Origin of the sequence: Streptococcus oralis (genome assembly GCF_023109315.1) — a bacterium.
GTDB lineage: Bacteria > Bacillota > Bacilli > Lactobacillales > Streptococcaceae > Streptococcus > Streptococcus oralis_BS.
Genome location: NZ_JALDUF010000008.1, coordinates 29,454 through 47,307 on the forward strand (window position 1 = coordinate 29,454; position 17,854 = coordinate 47,307).

19 protein-coding genes are annotated in these 17,854 nt (G+C 40.5%); 17 read left to right on the top strand and 2 right to left on the bottom strand.

The features are described from left to right. Positions 1-7 precede the first annotated feature (7 nt). The 16 genes from M1F74_RS08985 (at position 8) to M1F74_RS09060 (ending at position 15,679) form a co-directional block, all read left to right on the top strand. Positions 8-1,150, top strand: a complete 1,143-nt coding sequence (locus M1F74_RS08985) for a phage portal protein (RefSeq protein ID WP_086835374.1) — start codon at positions 8-10, stop codon at positions 1,148-1,150. A 46-nt stretch (positions 1,151-1,196) separates the two neighbouring features. Next, positions 1,197-1,739, top strand: coding sequence for an HK97 family phage prohead protease (locus tag M1F74_RS08990; protein ID WP_050253681.1), 543 nt, complete (start codon positions 1,197-1,199; stop codon positions 1,737-1,739). 14 nt (positions 1,740-1,753) lie between these two features. Continuing rightward, a complete protein-coding gene (locus M1F74_RS08995; protein WP_247946902.1) occupies positions 1,754-3,007 on the top strand; it encodes a phage major capsid protein in 1,254 nt (417 codons plus the stop codon). Between the two features lie 25 nt (positions 3,008-3,032). After that, positions 3,033-3,368 (top strand): phage head-tail connector protein, encoded by a 336-nt coding sequence (locus tag M1F74_RS09000; protein ID WP_247946903.1) that lies wholly within the window; start codon positions 3,033-3,035, stop codon positions 3,366-3,368. Next, on the top strand, positions 3,365-3,670 hold the full coding sequence (locus M1F74_RS09005) for a head-tail adaptor protein (protein ID WP_247946904.1): 306 nt from the start codon (positions 3,365-3,367) through the stop codon (positions 3,668-3,670). Before M1F74_RS09000 ends, M1F74_RS09005 begins: the two co-directional genes overlap by 4 nt. Continuing rightward, the gene (locus M1F74_RS09010) at positions 3,670-4,017 is read left to right on the top strand and encodes a hypothetical protein (RefSeq protein WP_247946905.1); all 348 of its coding nucleotides are present in this window, start codon (positions 3,670-3,672) and stop codon (positions 4,015-4,017) included. The genes M1F74_RS09005 and M1F74_RS09010 overlap by 1 nt, the downstream gene beginning before the upstream one ends. Beyond that, positions 4,004-4,348 carry an HK97 gp10 family phage protein gene (locus M1F74_RS09015; protein WP_348771771.1) on the top strand — a complete coding sequence of 115 codons (345 nt, stop codon included), beginning with the start codon at positions 4,004-4,006 and terminating at the stop codon, positions 4,346-4,348. The genes M1F74_RS09010 and M1F74_RS09015 overlap by 14 nt, the downstream gene beginning before the upstream one ends. A 13-nt stretch (positions 4,349-4,361) precedes the next feature. After that, the gene (locus tag M1F74_RS09020; protein ID WP_247946907.1) at positions 4,362-5,030 is read left to right on the top strand and encodes a phage tail protein; all 669 of its coding nucleotides are present in this window, start codon (positions 4,362-4,364) and stop codon (positions 5,028-5,030) included. A gap of 1 nt (position 5,031) precedes the next feature. After that, positions 5,032-5,508 (top strand): hypothetical protein, encoded by a 477-nt coding sequence (locus M1F74_RS09025; RefSeq protein WP_247946908.1) that lies wholly within the window; start codon positions 5,032-5,034, stop codon positions 5,506-5,508. A gap of 186 nt (positions 5,509-5,694) precedes the next feature. Beyond that, entirely contained in the window at positions 5,695-8,433 is a 2,739-nt protein-coding gene (locus M1F74_RS09030; RefSeq protein WP_247946909.1) for a phage tail tape measure protein, read from the top strand. Then, positions 8,430-9,152 carry a phage tail protein gene (locus tag M1F74_RS09035; RefSeq protein WP_247946910.1) on the top strand — a complete coding sequence of 241 codons (723 nt, stop codon included), beginning with the start codon at positions 8,430-8,432 and terminating at the stop codon, positions 9,150-9,152. The genes M1F74_RS09030 and M1F74_RS09035 overlap by 4 nt, the downstream gene beginning before the upstream one ends. Then, entirely contained in the window at positions 9,153-13,466 is a 4,314-nt protein-coding gene (locus tag M1F74_RS09040; RefSeq protein ID WP_247946911.1) for a phage tail spike protein, read from the top strand. Then, entirely contained in the window at positions 13,447-13,647 is a 201-nt protein-coding gene (locus tag M1F74_RS09045; protein ID WP_247946912.1) for a hypothetical protein, read from the top strand. The genes M1F74_RS09040 and M1F74_RS09045 overlap by 20 nt, the downstream gene beginning before the upstream one ends. 2 nt (positions 13,648-13,649) lie before the next feature. Then, entirely contained in the window at positions 13,650-14,285 is a 636-nt protein-coding gene (locus tag M1F74_RS09050) for a hypothetical protein (protein ID WP_247946913.1), read from the top strand. A gap of 9 nt (positions 14,286-14,294) precedes the next feature. Then, positions 14,295-14,714, top strand: a complete 420-nt coding sequence (locus M1F74_RS09055; RefSeq protein WP_045763079.1) for a phage holin family protein — start codon at positions 14,295-14,297, stop codon at positions 14,712-14,714. Beyond that, positions 14,714-15,679, top strand: coding sequence for an N-acetylmuramoyl-L-alanine amidase family protein (locus M1F74_RS09060; RefSeq protein ID WP_247946914.1), 966 nt, complete (start codon positions 14,714-14,716; stop codon positions 15,677-15,679). Before M1F74_RS09055 ends, M1F74_RS09060 begins: the two co-directional genes overlap by 1 nt. A gap of 90 nt (positions 15,680-15,769) precedes the next feature. On the opposite strand, the gene M1F74_RS09065 is transcribed toward M1F74_RS09060, so the two are convergent. Next, positions 15,770-15,949: a hypothetical protein gene (locus tag M1F74_RS09065; RefSeq protein WP_070480000.1), complete on the bottom strand. Its 180-nt coding sequence runs from the start codon at positions 15,947-15,949 to the stop codon at positions 15,770-15,772. A 141-nt stretch (positions 15,950-16,090) separates the two neighbouring features. Continuing rightward, positions 16,091-16,240, bottom strand: a complete 150-nt coding sequence (locus M1F74_RS09070) for a hypothetical protein (RefSeq protein WP_173390505.1) — start codon at positions 16,238-16,240, stop codon at positions 16,091-16,093. Positions 16,241-16,678: 438 nt separating this feature from the next. Here M1F74_RS09070 and tgt point away from each other — a divergent pair, with 438 nt between their 5' ends. Then, positions 16,679-17,821 (top strand): tRNA guanosine(34) transglycosylase Tgt, encoded by a 1,143-nt coding sequence (gene tgt / locus M1F74_RS09075; RefSeq protein WP_001285237.1) that lies wholly within the window; start codon positions 16,679-16,681, stop codon positions 17,819-17,821. Positions 17,822-17,854: the final 33 nt, after the last annotated feature.

Below are 17,854 nucleotides of genomic sequence, written 5' to 3' on the forward strand. Positions count from 1 at the left end.
GTGAAGAATGAACAAATATATAAATAATCTAAGAGAGGTTTTTGCTAGGATTTTCAGACCAAGTAATAGAAAATCCACAAGGACCTATTTACAAAGAAATTTGAATTATTGGAGAAGAAATTCGATTTACTTAGATAATATCTACAATAAGATTTCAACAGATACTGCACAAGTTCGATTTAAGCATGTGAGAATCACTCGAAATCCAACAGGAGTTGATAAGATGGAGTGGTTTGAAAATAGTGATCTTGCAAATGTTTTATCTTTCTCTCCAAATCCTCTTGAAATACCAGTTGTATTTTGGGCAAATGTAACAAGAGCTATGCTGAAAGATGGTGTTGCAGTCGTTGTTCCACGTTGGGAAAATGGTCGACTGATTGAAATTTGGCTTGCAAAGAAAACAATATCATGGACTGCAGAGAGAGTTGAAATCATGATTGATGATGTAGAGATTGAGCTACCTCTTAGCGATGTCTGGGTTTTTGAGAATCCTAAATTAAACGTGACAAGTCAACTAAATCAAATCACAGAATTAATTGATATCAACCTTGATGCGTTAACCGAGAAGTTAGGCAGAGGGAATTCAAAGTTGAGAGGATTCTTAAAACTACCAACTAAAGCAGCAGATGAACATTTGAAGAAACAAGCTAAGAGTCGAGTTGATAGCATGATGGAACTTGCTGAAAATGGTGGCATTGCCTATCTCGAGCAAGGTGAAGAGTTTATGGAATTAAACAAAGATTACTCAACCGCTTCTAAAGAAGAAATGGAGTTTCTGAAATCTCAACTTTATCATGCTCATGGGATTAATGAAAAATTGTTTACTTGTGACTACACAGAAGAACAATATAGAGCTTACTATTCTAGCGTCATGAAATTATATCAACGTGTATTCTCTGAAGAAATTAATAGAAAATATTTTACGAAGACGGCAAGGACACAAGGAAACAAGCTCTTGGTCTTCTTTGATATGGCTGACATGATTTCATTCAAGGATCTAGTAGAAGGTGGATTTAAATCTAAATACGCAGGTTTGATGAATTCAAATGAATTCCGTGAAACCTATCTAGGGCTTCCAGGATATGAAGGTGGAGAAGTATTCGAAACCAATCTAAATGCAGTCCGTATCGAGCCGAGCGAAAGTAATTAAAAATAGGGTGGGCGGTTGGCAGAAATTTTAAGAAAGGAGGTAGGCTATGGAAAAGTTAAAAACCTTTGTCGTCAAGTCAGTTGAGGAAGAGTCAGCTGACTTTCACTTTGAGGCTTATGCCTCCACCTATGGCAATACCGACAGAGATGGCGATGTGATGGCCAAGGGGTGTTTTGACAATACCCTGAAAACTAAGGCCGTCGTCCCTATGTGCTTAAATCACGACCGCAATCGTGTCATCGGTAAGCATGAGCTGTCGGTAGATGAAAAAGGTCTGCGAACACGGTCAACATTCAACCTAAGCGATCCAGAAGCTAAGAAAACCTATGACCTCATGAAGATGGGGGCATTGGATAGTCTGAGCATTGGATTTTTTATTAATGATTATGAGCCAGTTGACGCTAAGCAACCTTACGGTGGATGGATTTTTAAAGAAGTTGAAATCTTTGAAATATCTGTCGTGACCGTGCCAGCCAATCCTCAAGCAACCGTTGATAATATTAAGGGATTTGATATGTCTGTGGTTGACAAGCGAATCGCTCAGGCGAACATGAAGCAAGATATCATGAGTAAACTTGCAACAATTTAAAAAAGGAGCAAAAAATGAAAACACTAGTCGAGTTGATGGAAGAACGACAAAAACATGCAGATGAGTTATCTGAGGTCAAATTAAAAAAAGCTTCAATCAAAGAGAAATTGAAGTCAGCAACTATTGGAGAAGAAGAACTTGCACAGTTGAAATCGGATGCAGAAGAATTGGTATCCAAAGCAGAGGAACTCAAGAACACAATTTCTAAGTTAGATGTTGAGATTGAAGAAAAAGAAGACAATCTCAATAAAGCTGCTAAATCTATCAAGGAAGTACAGAAAGGCAAGACACAAATGGAATACTTAAAAACAAAAGAAGCTGCACTTGATTTCGCTCGAATCCTTATGGATAACGAAGGAAGCTCAAACAGTGCCCGCAAAGCGTGGGAAGCAAATCTGGTTGAAAAAGGTGTAACTGATGTTAACAAAATCTTACCTGAACCAGTATTGATTGCAATCCAAAATGCATTTAATGATTACGACGGTATCCTGAACCATGTAACCAAAGATCCTCGTTATGCAGTACGTGTTTCACTTCAAACGCAACAAGCAAAAGCTAAAGGCCATCAGAATGGCAAAACAAAGAAAGATGAATCTTTTGTATTTATCGATTATACAATCAACTCTGCAGCTGTCTACATCAAGTACAGTTTTGAGTATGCTGACTTGAAGAAGGATACAACAGGTGCTTACTTCAACTATGTGATGAATGAATTAGCACAAGGATTCATCCGTGCAGTTGAACGTGCTGTTGTTATCGGCGATGGTAAAAATAGTGATGATGATGACAAAATTACTGAAATTAAATCTATCGCAGAAGAAACACTTGCTCAACTATTTGATACACAAGAAATCAGTGTTGACGGGGAATTTGACAGTATTGTTTTAGAAAACCTCGTCAAAGGGATTGATAAACTTGCTGCAAATACAACTCCAATTTTGGTAACTTCAAAAACCATTGCTCGTAAACTTAAAATGGTTAAGGATGGCGAAAAACGCTACATTGATCCACAACCATTCGCACCAATTTCACAAACAGGAAATGTCATTGCTGGTTACCAAGTATATGTCTATGACTGGATGGAAGATGCGACTAACCCAATTATCGCATTTGCTGACAAGGCTTATAAGATGATTGGTGATGATGTCTCTGCTGATCGCTTTGAAGATTATGATGTAACGATGAATCGCCGTCATATCGAACTTGCTAGCGTGCTTGGTGGCCGACTTGGTCAGTACAAATCAGCTGTGAAATTCACGAAAGGTTGATTTTAAATAGAAAGGGGAGTCTAAAATGACAATCCTTAACCAAATTAAAGAAATGGTTGAAGTTGATGTCGAAGAAGAGATCTTCGACACTCAACTTTTAAGCTACATAAATAGTGGGATTTCATATCTAACGAGAAACAACATTCCTATCACTCGCATTGATAAAGAAAGCGAATTGACAGAATGGAATGAGATTGAAGAGGATGATAAAGAAACAATTTTAGATTGGTTACATTTGAGATGTGTTCAGAGATTTGATAAATCCTTGATGAAAGGAAACTCAACAACAATGAGCTGGATTGATGAAGAATTGACAAATATTCTCTATCAATTAAAAGCTATTTACGGAGTTAAATCATGAAATCATCTAGAGTATCAATCATCCTTTGTTACGATGAGCGTACAGAGGTCGAAAAAGGTGTTTTTGAAAAACAAGTTGTAGAAAAGAAAGTCAAAGCTGAAAAAGAGAAGATCTACCAACGTAGACTTGATAAAGCTTTGGCAGATGGTCAAGTTTTGACAGCAAGATTTCGGATACGTTCTAACTATGTGACAGATTCCTTAGACTACGTGAAGTACAAAGGGAATGAGTACAAGGTAAATGTTGGAACTGAATCTGATGATGGCCACTACACGATAATTGAATTAGGAGAATTGAAATAATGGCTAAGAAGTTCTTCACCAGGCAAGAAATTCAAGAAATCCTAGAAAAAAACACTTTAAAATCAAAAGTGTTCTATATGGAACGTGAGGAAAATTCCTCTCCTGACAACGTTATTCTTTACTATCGTTTAACTCCGGGTAGTAGTATTACTGCTGATGACACAGTACACATGAGAAAAGTGACTATTCAAATCAGTCACTATCACAAGAAGAAACTAGACAGCATTGAGGAATTGATGTTGTCTAATTTTATGTGTGAACCTAGTCAGTTGAATCTAAAACAGCCTGATACAGATTACTTACTTACAACCTACAGAATCGAGGTATTCACAAGTGGGAAGTGGTAGCGTTAATGTGAAAACATTAAAAATCGATATACAGAATCAAGTTTTAGAAATCATAGAAAAAGCAGGAAAAAACACCGCTGGAGATATTAGAGACGGAAGTCCTAGAAGAAACGGAGTATATGAAAAAGGATGGACTCACGAGACCATTGAAGATATCGCTGTAGTATATAACAACGGGAAAGAGAAGTCGCTTGCTCACTTGTTAGAAAATGGCCACGCAACAAAAAATGGTGGATTTGTAGCACCTCAAGAACACATCAGACCAGCTTATCTCAAAAATAAAGAAATCTTTCTCAATAATATGAAATCAATAAAAATCAGACCAAATTAAGGAAGGAGTCACAATGACTTATAAATATGACACACGAGAGGTTACTCATGGTAATGCCATGGGATTCTTTGCTAAGATTTCAAAAACAGAATCTGGCGCACTCGATCTAAAAACACCATACCCATTTACAGGAATGCGAAAAACATCTTTTGAAACTTCACAAGAATCAAAAGCATACTACGCAGATAACGTGGAGCACGTCCGTCTTCAAGGTAAGAAATCAACTGAGGGATCAATTACGACTTATCAAATTCCTAAACAATTCATGATTGACCATTTGGGGAAAAAGCTGACAACTTCAACTCCTCCAGCGCTCATTGATACTGGTGTGAATGCGAATTTCATTTGGGGATATGCTGAAACGGTTACAGATGAGTTTGGTTCTGAGGTTGAAGAGTTCCACATCTGGACCAATGTGAAAGCATCAGCTCCAAAAGGCAGCGCTACAACAGATGAAAGCTCTGCTACACCAAAAGAAATCGAAATTCCATGTACTGCGTCACCTAACAATTTCATTCTAGATTCAGATAAAAAACCTGTTTCAGAAATTGTATGGCGTGATACAGACAAGGGTGTTGTCCGTGCTAAATTTGATAAATTGTTCGCTTCAAGTACCCCAACGAAATTGATTGATTTTATCAATGAAGCTTTAGGAACAACAGCCATCGTGCCAGGAGGATAACATGATTAAAAAAGAGCTATCATTTATTACCTTTGATAGCTACGGGGAAGAAGTAGAGCGTACCGAAACGGTGCGCTTTCTTTATTCTCTGCCTGCTATCAAAATGTATGAACAACGGACTGGAAGAAACTTTTTTGACGACAATCAAAAAGCAATTAGCGTGTATACGCAACTTGCTTCTAAAACTGGAATCAAAACTGAATTATCAGACCTTTCTGATGATGAGAAGATTCAGCTATTACCGCTGTTAATGGACCCTGATTTTATGAATTTCTTGACAGATGTGATTCCTTGCCTATACGGAGAAGTCGAAAACGGACGATTAGTCCAGAATGACATGACTGCAGAAACAGCTTCGCTTGCTCCGTGGTTTGGCGATTTGCTAGACATCACCTTCTTCTCTGACTTGTTCTATGAATTTAATCGTAGCCGAGCGAAAGTACCTCAAGATAGAAAAAAGCCTCAACAGAAGTCATAACTTCTGAAAAAATTTATAAGGTTGTTTTTGAAAATCGGATGGATGTTTTTTGGGCAGAAAGTCAACATTTTAATTATTTGATGGGGACATTACATCAAATGAGTGTAAATGAAAATGAGAAGAAAACATTATCAAATGCAGAATTACTAAATGTAATGTCTGACTAAAAATGAAAGGAGGTAATCAATGGCAGAGACATTTGAAGGGCTGTATGTAAAATTTGGAGCTAATACAGTTGAATTTGAAAAATCTGTAAAAGGAATCAACAGTGCTCTTGCAAGTTTGAAAAAGGATTTCACAAATATCAATAAACAATTGAAAATGGATCCAGACAACGTCGAGCTATTAACTAGAAAATTAACAAACTTACAAGAACAAGCCCGTGTTGGTGCTCTCAAAATACTTGAGCTCAAAAAACAACAAAAAGCCCTTGGAGAATCAGAAGTTGGTTCAGCACAGTGGAACAAACTACAGATTGAGATTGCCAAAGTAGAATCTCAAATGAAAGTTGTTGATAGAGCTATGGAATCAACAAAGAAAAGAATAGAGGATGTCGGAAATCCAAAGTCTATTTTAAATCTCAATAAAGAAATCAACAATGTCGCAAAGGAACTTGACATCGTCAACCAGAAGCTAGAATTAGATCCTAAAAATGTAGAGTTGTCCGAACAAAAAATGAAGTTATTAAGTAAACAATCTTCATTAGCCAAGGACAAGGTCCAGGAGTTAAAACGGAAACAAGCGGAATTAGGAAAGGAAAAAATCGGCACAGAAGAATGGCGACAACTTCAAAATGAAATTGGGCAAGCAGAAGTTGAAGTTTTAAAGATAGATAAAGCAATGGGGAATCTAGGGGATTCGAGCCGCTCAGCAACAGGAAACATTAAGGAAGCTACAGGATACCTAAAAGCTGATGTAATGATGAACGTTGCTGAAAAGGCAGGACAACTAGGTCAAAAAATGGTTGATGCTGGGAAAAAAACAGTAGATGCATGGTCTGAGATTGACGAAGCAATGGATACTGTTACAACGAAAACTGGACTGACTGGGGAGGCCTTGTTAGGACTACAGGAAATTGCAAAAGGAATTGCCACATCGTTACCAGCGACTACATTTCAAGAATCTGCTGATGCAGTTGGTGAGCTCAATACACAATTTGGGCTTACTGGTGATACTTTGAAAGTTGCAGCAGAGTATTTATTGAAGTATTCAAAAATAACTGGAGAAGATATTTCAAATTCTGCAATAAATGCCAAGAAAGCAATCGATGCCTACGGACTATCCAATGAGGATTTAGCAAGAGTATTGGACTCAGTTGCCAAAGTCGGTCAGGACACAGGTCAATCTTATGATTCAATTTTCCAAAAAGCCATAGATGGAGCTCCACAGATTAAGATGCTGGGATTATCTTTTGAAGAGGGAGCAACATTAATTGGTAGATTTGAAAAAAGCGGGATTGACTCTTCTGCTGCTTTATCTTCTCTTTCAAAAGCCGCAGTAAACTATGCCAAAGACGGGAAGTCCTTGACGGATGGATTGAACGAGACTGTCAATGCAATACAGAATTCAACTAGTGAAACAAAAGCTTTGAGTATTGCTTCGGAAGTTTTTGGGAGCAAGGCTGCACCACGTATGGTAGATGCTATACAACGTGGAGCCTTTAGTTTTAGTGATTTAGCTGAAGCAGCTAAATCCTCATCAGGGACTGTCTCAACAACATTTGATGAGACGATAGATCCGATTGATAAACTAACAACCTATTCCAATAAAGCGAAAGAAGGGCTTGCTGAGATAGGTGGTAAATTACTTGAGACTGTTATACCAGCTTTAGAACCTTTGATGGGGATGCTTGAATCTGCGGTCAATTGGTTTACCAGCTTAAATGAAACTGATCAGCAGACTATCGTGATTCTTGGTCTCGTTACAACTGCTGTAATGCTACTGCTTGGTGCAATAGCACCGCTAGTCATTGCTATAGGGGCAATAGGTGCGCCTGTTGGAATTGTCGTAGCGGCAATAGTTGCTGCTATTGCCGTTATTACACTCATCATTCAGGCCATCATGAACTGGGGGGCTATATCCGAATGGCTTCAGTCGACGTGGGATGCTTGCGCCGCTTGGCTTTCTGAATTGTGGACTAATATTGTCACGACTGCTACTACAGTGTGGTCAAATTTCACTGCTTGGCTTTCTGAAATTTGGTCTTCAGTAGTCTCAACTGGACAGTCTTTGTGGTCTAGCTTTACTAGCGCCTTGTCCAATATTTTCTCAAGTTTGATTTCAGGGGCTCAGTCTCTGTGGTCAAGTTTTACTTCTACCCTTTCCAATTTATGGTCTGGCCTGGTCTCAACCGGGTCAAATTTGTTTAATAATTTGGGTAGCACGATTTCAGGAATTTTTAATGGTATTTTATCCACTGCTAGCAGTATTTGGAACTCTATCCAATCAACTATTTCAAATGCTATTGATGGTGCTAAAAATGCAGTATCTAACGCTATTCAAGCTATTAAGAATCTATTTAATTTTAACATCAGTTGGCCACACATTCCATTACCTCACTTTTATGTAAGTGGTTCAGCCAATCCATTAGACTGGTTAAGTCAGGGCGTTCCAAGCATCGGTATTGAGTGGTATGCGAAGGGTGGTATCATGACCAAGCCAACTTTATTTGGAATGAATGGAAATAGAGCAATGGTTGGTGGAGAAGCTGGTGCGGAAGCAATCCTTCCACTCAATAAGTCAACACTTGGTGCGATTGGACAAAGTATTGCTAATACGATGAATACATCGAATAGCATCAATGTAAACTTCTCAGGGGTGACCATCCGAGAAGAAGCGGATTTGAATAGACTAGCTGATGCAGTTGGAACACGTATTGCTGAAGAACTACAAAGAAAAACTAATTTGAGAGGAGGTTTCGCATGACAAAAATCAATGAGTTAACCATTGATGGAGTGAAAACATCATCATTTAAATGTGAGATTCTGGTTGAAACACGACCACAAATCATCGTATCCTCCTCAAAAACTAGTCTTCTAGAACATGATGGGATAAGTGGTGCAATTGTTCAATCAAATAGGCATCGTGGGGTGATTGAAAAAAGCTATCATATCAGCTTAATTAACCCAACAGATGAAGAGTTATACCGCTTTTCTTCTCTGCTAAATCGTGAAAAATTTTGGTTGGAGAATGAACAAGAGCCAAGTGTGAAATTTTGGTGCTATAAAGTGGATGATTTCAAAATTATCAAAGATGATTTTGGTGCATGGACGTTGGATGTAAAATTCACTTGCCACCCCACAAAATACTTTAAAGGCACCGATACACAGAGATTGACCAGAAGTGGGACTTTAACCGTGCAAGGTTCTGCTCTTGCTTTTCCTAAAATCACAATCGTTGGCCAGAGCGCTTCTGAGACTTCGTTTACAATCGCTGGTCAGGTTATTAGGCTTGAAAAGCTCTCAGAATCGCTTGTGATGGTCAACAATCCTGACAATCCTAGCTTTAAAACAACAACAGGGAAGCCAGTGAAATGGTCAGGGGATTTTATCACAGTTGATCCAGCGAAACTTAGGAATGTTGGGGTTGTTTTGGGCCCAGGTATTCAATCGATTGAAATCGAAACGGTTTGGGGGTGGGCATAATTGCTTTATCTACTTAATAAAGATGTAAGAACCGTTCGATGGAACGGGGAGCCACTTCATGAAGCGACTTCGGCGATTGTGAAAGAAACCATGAATGGCGATTTCACCTTAACTGTGAAATATCCTATTTCCGACTCAGGTATCTATCAGCTCATCCAAGAAGATATGCTGATAAAGGCTCCGACTCCTGTTTTAGGGGCGCAGCTATTTCGCATCAAGAAACCTGTTGAGAACAATGACCATCTGGAAATCACAGCCTATCACATTTCAGATGATGTGATGCAACGATCTATCACGCCAATGAGTGTGACTAGTCAGGGCTGTGGCATGGCTCTTTCTCGCATGGTTCAAAACACCAAAACGGCTCTTGGGGGCTTCTCATTTAACAGTGATATCCAGGATCGTAGGACCTTCAACACGACTGAAACAGAAACTCTGTACTCTGTATTGCTGGACGGTAAGCACAGCATTGTTGGTACATGGGAAGGCGAGCTGGTTCGTGATAATTTCGCTCTGACAGTGAAGAAGAGTCGCGGTGAGAATCGTGGTGTTGTTATTACAACGCATAAGAATCTGAAGGATTACCAACGAACCAAAAACAGTCAGAATGTTGTCACAAGAATCCATGCTAAATCGACGTTTAAGCCTGAAGGCGCTGAAAAAGAAACGACTATCAGAGTGACTGTAGATAGTCCTCTTATTAACTCTTATCCTTACATCAATGAAAAAGAGTATGAGAACAACAATGCAAAATCTGTTGAAGAGTTGCATAAGTGGGCACAGGCTAAGTTCTCAAATGAGGGCATTGACAAGGTCTCTGACGCTATCAAGATTGAAGCTTATGAACTTCATGGCCAAGTGGTTCATATGGGTGATACAGTCAACCTTAAGAGCTGGAAGCACACTGTCGATGTACTCAAGAAAGCTATTGCTTATGAGTTCGATGCTCTTAAAGAAGAGTACATCTCTCTTACTTTCGATGACAAGGCAGGAGTTGGTGGCTCTAGAGCTTCTGGTGGCTTATCTAGCGTAGCGAATGCCATCCTTGGTGTGACAGATTTTGCACAAGAAATAGCCCTTGAAAAGGCTCTTCAAAATGCTGACTTAGACTTTGATCATAAGGCTGGATTGCTTAGACAGGAAATTTCTGACGGTATTGAACTTGCAAGAGCAAGAGCTGAAGAAGTCAAGAGAGAACTGTCTGACACTATTGACCAGCGCTTTAGCAGTTTTAACAACGGCCCATTACAAGAAGCCAAGCGCAGGGCTGAAGAAGCCTTGCGAAATGCAGGGGCTAGTAGCTTACTCGCTCAGGAAGCGAAGCGGATTGGGTTGGATTCGATTGCTAGACTTGAAGCATTTAAGTCGCAGGCTACGAGCGCACAGACGGCTCTTTCTGGTGATTTGGACGTTCTGAAGCGAACAGTCACAAGCGAGGTCAACCAAGCGTCTGAGTATCGCAGAACGACCAAAGAGGCCCTTAGTCGTATGACTGGTCAGATGGACGGCTTTGCGACGAAATCAGAGGTCAAGCAAGGCATTGATGGACTTACTCAGACCTTCGCTAAGATGAAGGTCGGGGGGCGGAACTATGCTGAAGACTACGACTTTTCACGAGGTCTCTGGATATACTCTCAAGGAGATAGTAGTCCTGTTGACTGGAAAATCATCAACGGCGAATACAACGTCAAAGGCACGACTAACACTTGGAAGCAGATGCAAATCCATTCGAAAGAAGGGAGTCGAGCTTCAGGCAAGAATTCGACAGCTCTTCTCGATTTAGAAATTGGCGAAACCTACACACTCTCATTCCAAGCAATATGCTACTCTGGTTCTCCAAACGTCTGGGTATCATTAAGAGCTAATCGAACAGCACCTGGCAATCCTGAAATTATGAGTGGTAATTTCACTCTCACGTCTAGCTGGCAGACTTATCAAGTCACTATCCCAGCATTGACCAAGCCTGATAATTTTGACTTCTGGCGAATTATTCTGGGCTATAGCGAGATTGGCCATGTAGCCTTTCGCAAGGTTGAATTGACCAGAAGTTCGACTCGTATAGATGCAGGTCCTGCTCCTGAAGATGGCAAGACAGACCTTGTCGTTGCCAAGTCTGAATTTCAGAAAACGGCTGACGGACTATCTGCTAAATTGGCGACGGTTGAGAACTATGTCGGACAAGATGGTCAGCGACAAGAAGCATTGAGAAGATACACTCGAGAAGAGAGCGCTAAGCAAGCGACTTCTATCCGTGAGCTAGTCACAAGGGACTACGTTGGTAAATCGGCTTATCAGGAGGATGTAAGAGGCATTGAGCGTAGGCTTGAAGCTATTACCAACCCACAAAATGGCTCGATTGCCACTCAGATTGCCAAATACAAAACAGCAGTAGACGGACGATTCGCAGACATCACCTCAATGATTTCTGGCAAGGCTAATCAGACAGACTTCCAGAGAGTCAGAGAGACTAGTCAGCTTTATGAGCGTATTCTGGGGAATACTAACAATAGTATCGCAGACAATGTTGCTCGCATGGCTATGACTAGTCAGTTATTTCAGGTTGAGGTGGCAAAATCGTCAGCAAGCGGACGAAATCTTTTCTTAAATTCGCTATTCAAACGTGATTTAAGAGATAAATATTCAACGTACAAGCTGTTTGATGATGCTTCGCAGACCAAAGGACAGTTAGCTGTAAGTATTGATTCTGACAATCAATTTAGAGGAGTGAACACATTGAAGATTGTGTCAACCTTCAATGGCAAAACTGATAATCAAAAAATCACTTTCTCACTTGGTGGTAATTCACGCACTGGCCGAGTTGATGAACTGAAAAATAAATCAGCAAGATTTAGCTTTTGGGCAAAATCTACTGTCAATAATACGAATTTTCAAGCTAGAGCAGGATATAGAGGTGCTGTTAAAAGTGTCTCATTGACTACTGATTGGCAATTTTACGATGTTGAGTTCATAAGAAATGAAAATACAAATGCTACAAGCGAGTTAATCTTACATGTTTTTTCAAACGCAACCGTTTGGATTGCATTTCCAAAAGTTGAAATTGGAACAGTGTCAACTCCATTTTCAGAAGCTCCTGAAGACACAGACGAGGCTATTCGGTCTGTTCAAACTCAGCTTGCTGGGTCGTGGGCAGTTCAAAATCTGACTAGTGCTGGTGCTTTGGTTTCAGGTCTCAATCTTGGGGCAAATGGTCATAATCGACTTGACGGGAAATTGACCCACATAACTGGCGAGACTCTGATTGACAAGGCAGTCATCAAGTCGGCTATGGTTGATAAGCTGAAAACGGCAAATTTTGAAGCTGGTTCAGTGACTACAGTCGTTTTAGATGCAGAAGCAGTCACGGCTGAAAAATTGAAAGTTGACCAGGCATTTTTCAATAAGCTTGTCGCAAATGAAGCTTATTTGAATCAGCTATTTGCTAAGCAAGCATTTATCAACCGAGTTCAGAGCGTTGCGATTGATGCAAGTCAGGTTCGCTCAGGTATTTTAAGCGGTGATAGGATTTATGGTGGGACTATCCGAGGTACAAATATTTACGGTGGAACATTAACAGGCCACACTAAAATCCAACTAGGTTCTTACGGTTCGTTTGATACAGTGAATGGTGGTTTACAGATTAACGTACCACGAGACTATAATGCCAAAGATGGGTTGGGTGTCCAGTTCATTGGATCCTATGGCCGTGGAGAAAATGTCCCTTACGGGCTCTTTATTTACAAAGACTCGGATTTTACTACTGGAAACACTGCAAGTGATAGCGATGATTTTCTATTGACGGTCGAAGGCTACATTAAAGCGAAGGGAATTGGTTGGCTCAAGACAGGGAAAGGAAGTGTTAACGGTAAAACAACGGGTACTATTGGACTATGGAACTCTGACAATGTATCTTTGAGCTTTGGTGGTTCAGGGAATGACATCTACTATAGTTACAATAGTACAGCATATAGCCTGTGGTCAGTTGTCAATCAACACTTCTCAGATAGACGTCTGAAGGAAAATATTGTTGAATGTAAGCACAAAGCTCTTGATTATATCCAGCAATTCCATTTCAAGGAATACGATTGGAAGAAGCAAGAGGATAGACCACAACAAGCACATACGAAGATTGGATTGATCGCTCAAGAGGTTCAAGAGGTAGACCCTACACTCGTCTACGAGAACGGCGACACGCTGAACCTGGATAATCTCAGATTGACCAACATCGCACTTAAAGCAATTCAGGAGCTTGCTCTTGAAAATCAAAAACTTACACACAGATTGGAGAACTTAGAAAATGAATACAGAACAGCTTAACCGCGCACTTCGGATGACAATCAACGACTTATCCGATACATCAAACGGTACAATGGTTGCAAATAATCTCTTGAGCATTCAGCTGGAAGAACAATTGGCTGAAAATCAAAGACTGCAAGCACGAGTGGATGAGCTGGAAGCTCTGCTTGATGAACAAACTAAACCAGCAGAAGGAGAATAGATATGGCAATTAATGGATATAACCTATCAACAAAACCGTACTTAAGAATTTCTGGCTCAAACGTTGAGACCGTTGTAGAAATTCAATTATCAGAAGGTAGTCGCTACAGCACTAATTCACGTTCATTTCCTGGGGATCGTACAAATGAAGCAGAAGACGTCTTGATTCAAGCGGTACTGGATGTTCTCAAGTCTGAATTGGACCCAAGCTCTGCGATTGTGCAAGCGCAGAATAAACTTGAACAAGCTGAGCAACAGATTGCGCAAAACAAGACCGAGCAGGACAGACTTGCTCAAGTCATCAAGCAGACTGAAGAAAATGCAAAGGTGAACCAGAAGGTCATTCATGTTCTTGTGTTGAACTCTGTCATGAGCAAGAACATCGAATACGGAACAACTTACAAGGAGTTGATTGAGTTGATTCCTTTGGCCGAGGTCGGAAAGAACTACTTGCCACACGATCTAATCACGATTGAAGACCCTGAGCACGTAGAGGTCAATGGCGAAGGAAAACGCATCTTGGTCCAGCTTAATAAGGAGTTTACCTACAACGGCGAGCCTGTCAGCGCATTTGTGACAAATGGCTCCCTGGAGCAAAACGGAACGGGTGTCGCTTGGAAATTTGAAGGGAAGGAATAGTAGAAATATATGAAAATCGAATTGTTTAACTTTTTTAGAAACCTGATTCAAACAGAAGATGGTTTGGTATTGTATGCGCTAGGCTTAATTGTGATTCTAGAAATCGTAGATTTTGCATCAGGAACGTTCGCAGCGATTGCAAATCCAGAAATTGAATACAAGAGTAAGATTGGTATTAACGGTCTGATTCGAAAGATTCTAGGTGTCCTCTTGTTGATGGTATTGATTCCGATGTCTGTCTTGCTACCTGAGAAGACAGGGTTTGCATTTCTATACTCGATTTACCTGGGATATTTGCTTTTCACATTCCAGTCACTCATCGAAAATTACCGTAAGTTAAAAGGTAACGTGACCATCTTCCAACCTATCATTAAGGCATTTGAGCGCTTATCTGGCGACAAAAACGACAAAAACGAAGGAGAACAATAATGGATATTGATACAAGTAGACTAAGAACTGATTTGCCACAAGTTGGAGAGCAACCTTACCGTCAAATTCATGCTCACTCGACTGGAAATTCACGATCCACTGCTCAAAATGAAGCAGATTATCACATGCGTAGACCAGCTGATTCTGGTTTCTTCTCACACGTCGTTGGTAACGGCCGTGTGATGCAAACCTGGTACACTGATCGTGGAGCATGGGATGTTGGTGGTGGCTGGAACGTTGAAGGCTACGGACAAGTAGAATTGATTGAGAGCCATGCAACCAAAGAAGAATTCATGCGCGATTACAAGCTCTATGTTGAGCTTTTGCGCAGCCTTGCTGATGAAGCAGGAATTCCTAAAACTCTTGACTCTGATAGCCTTGCAGGAATCAAGACACATCAGTATTGCACATACAACCAGCCACGAAATATGAGCGACCACGTTGACCCTTATCCTTATTTGGACAAGTGGGGCATCAGCCGTGAGCAGTTTAAAAAGGATATCGAAGGTGGCCTATCTGAAGCTGGCTGGAAACGCAACGGCACAGGATGGTGGTGGGAAGAGTCAGATGGTTCTTATCCTACGAACTCATGGAAGCAAATCAACAACGAATGGTTCTACTTTGATGATCGTGGTTATTGCTTAATCAATCGTTGGTTCAACGATGGGAAGGATTGGTTCTACCTTGATAAACGTGGCGCAATGGTCACAGGATGGATGTTCCTCAACCATCGATGGTATTTCTTCAAATCAGACGGTCGCATGGCCACTGGATGGGTTAAATATCGAGAAACCTGGTACTTTATGGAAGAAAAAGACGGGTACATGTTATCTAAACAGTTCATTAAGTCAGGCGATGGCTGGTACTATTTGAAGGCGAACGGTGAACTACACACGGATCCTGAATTCAAAACCGAACCAGATGGTCTTATCACAGTAGTTGATAAACCGAAAGAAGAAAAATAAAAACAGAAAGGACTTTCAAATTAGATTACACCAACCGCAGGCTCAGGCTTGCGGTTTTTTTGTTTGCAATAATAAAAGCAGTGACCGAAATCACTGCTTATCAGCTGTAGCAAATTTATAAAGTTTTTCTGCCGTTAGAAGTGCCATTTTGTCCATGCTCGTTTTTCCTTTTCTGAGGTCAGAAACGGTAGTCCATGGCACACCAGCACCTTGTGAAATAGCAGATGTAGAAATAGAACTGTTAAGTAATTCTTGAATAACTTTTCTCATATTATTTGTCCTTTTTATTTTTTAGATAGATATATACATTGATCACAATTATAAAAATAGCTATTGCACTAACCATTGCTTTTCCTCTTTTCATTTGATAAAATAGAGGTGTGAGGGGCTTTCGCCCCCACCTCTTAGCGTTTACCTTTTTCTTTTGCGGGATTCGGGTTTACGCTTTTTGTTTTGCCTTGCGACTGTTATTGCAGTCACCAGACTTGCTATAGCAGTTACCGTTTCAGGGATATTATCTATCGCCTTTTCAAGTAACCTAAGCCAATCTTCTTTGTTCATTTTCCTCACCTCCTTTCCTTATCTTGATTATATTATATCACGGTACACCGAGAAAGTCAAGCGTTTTGATGAAGTTTTTTTAAATTTTTTCAAAAAAAAATAGACCTTGTCCAGAGGTCGGGGAGTTGGAGGGGACACCCTCCAATGTAAACTATTAGAACTAAATTGCAGCCTTCTCAACTATACGGGCAAAGGTGAGTATGAAAATGAATACGAAGATGAATACGATTTAAAAAAATGACGAAAAATAACGGAAATGATTTTAAATAAAAATAAGCAAAAACTAAACTATTGATAAGCAACAGAAAGCATTAGTAAACATTTGTCACTTATACCATAGTTCGTGACAGTTCCTGGTTTTTTTGATAAAATCATACAGTATGCCTTTGGGCACAAAGTATGAACTGGGACTGTCTTTCCCAGCTTCGGAGGTAGAAAATGTCAGATTCACCAATCAAATACCGTTTGATTAAGAAAGAAAAACACACGGGAGCTCGTCTGGGAGAAATCATCACCCCGCACGGTACCTTTCCAACGCCTATGTTTATGCCGGTTGGGACCCAAGCTACTGTAAAAACCCAGTCGCCAGAGGAATTGAAGGAGATGGGATCAGGGATTATCCTGTCTAATACTTATCATCTCTGGCTTCGTCCTGGAGATGAACTCATCGCACGCGCAGGTGGTCTCCACAAGTTCATGAATTGGGACCAGCCGATTTTGACAGATAGTGGTGGTTTCCAGGTTTATTCCCTAGCAGATAGCCGAAATATCACAGAAGAAGGCGTAACCTTTAAAAACCATCTCAATGGTTCCAAGATGTTCCTATCGCCAGAAAAAGCCATCTCTATTCAGAATAATCTAGGCTCAGATATCATGATGTCCTTTGACGAATGTCCTCAGTTTTACCAACCCTATGATTATGTTAAGAAATCCATCGAGCGTACCAGTCGTTGGGCTGAGCGTGGTTTGAAGGCTCATCGTCGCCCACATGATCAAGGTTTGTTTGGGATTGTACAGGGAGCGGGATTTGAAGACCTTCGTCGTCAGTCGGCTCACGACCTTGTCAGCATGGACTTTCCAGGTTACTCTATCGGTGGTTTGGCAGTAGGAGAAACGCATGAGGAAATGAATGCAGTCTTGGACTTCACAACTCAACTGCTACCTGAAAACAAACCTCGCTATTTGATGGGTGTCGGAGCGCCAGATAGCTTGATAGATGGGGTGATTCGTGGTGTGGATATGTTTGACTGTGTCTTGCCGACTCGTATCGCTCGTAACGGAACTTGTATGACCAGTCAAGGTCGTTTGGTTGTCAAAAATGCCCAATTCGCTGAAGACTTTACGCCACTGGATCCTGAGTGTGATTGCTACACATGTAAGAACTACACACGCGCTTATCTTCGTCACCTGCTCAAGGCTGATGAAACCTTTGGTATCCGCTTGACTAGCTACCACAATCTCTACTTCTTACTCAATCTGATGAAGCAAGTGCGTCAAGCCATCATGGATGACAATCTCTTGGAATTCCGTGAGTATTTTGTAGAAAAATATGGCTACAACAAGTCAGGACGCAATTTCTAAAGTGTAAAAACAGAATACTGAAATCCTAAGTTT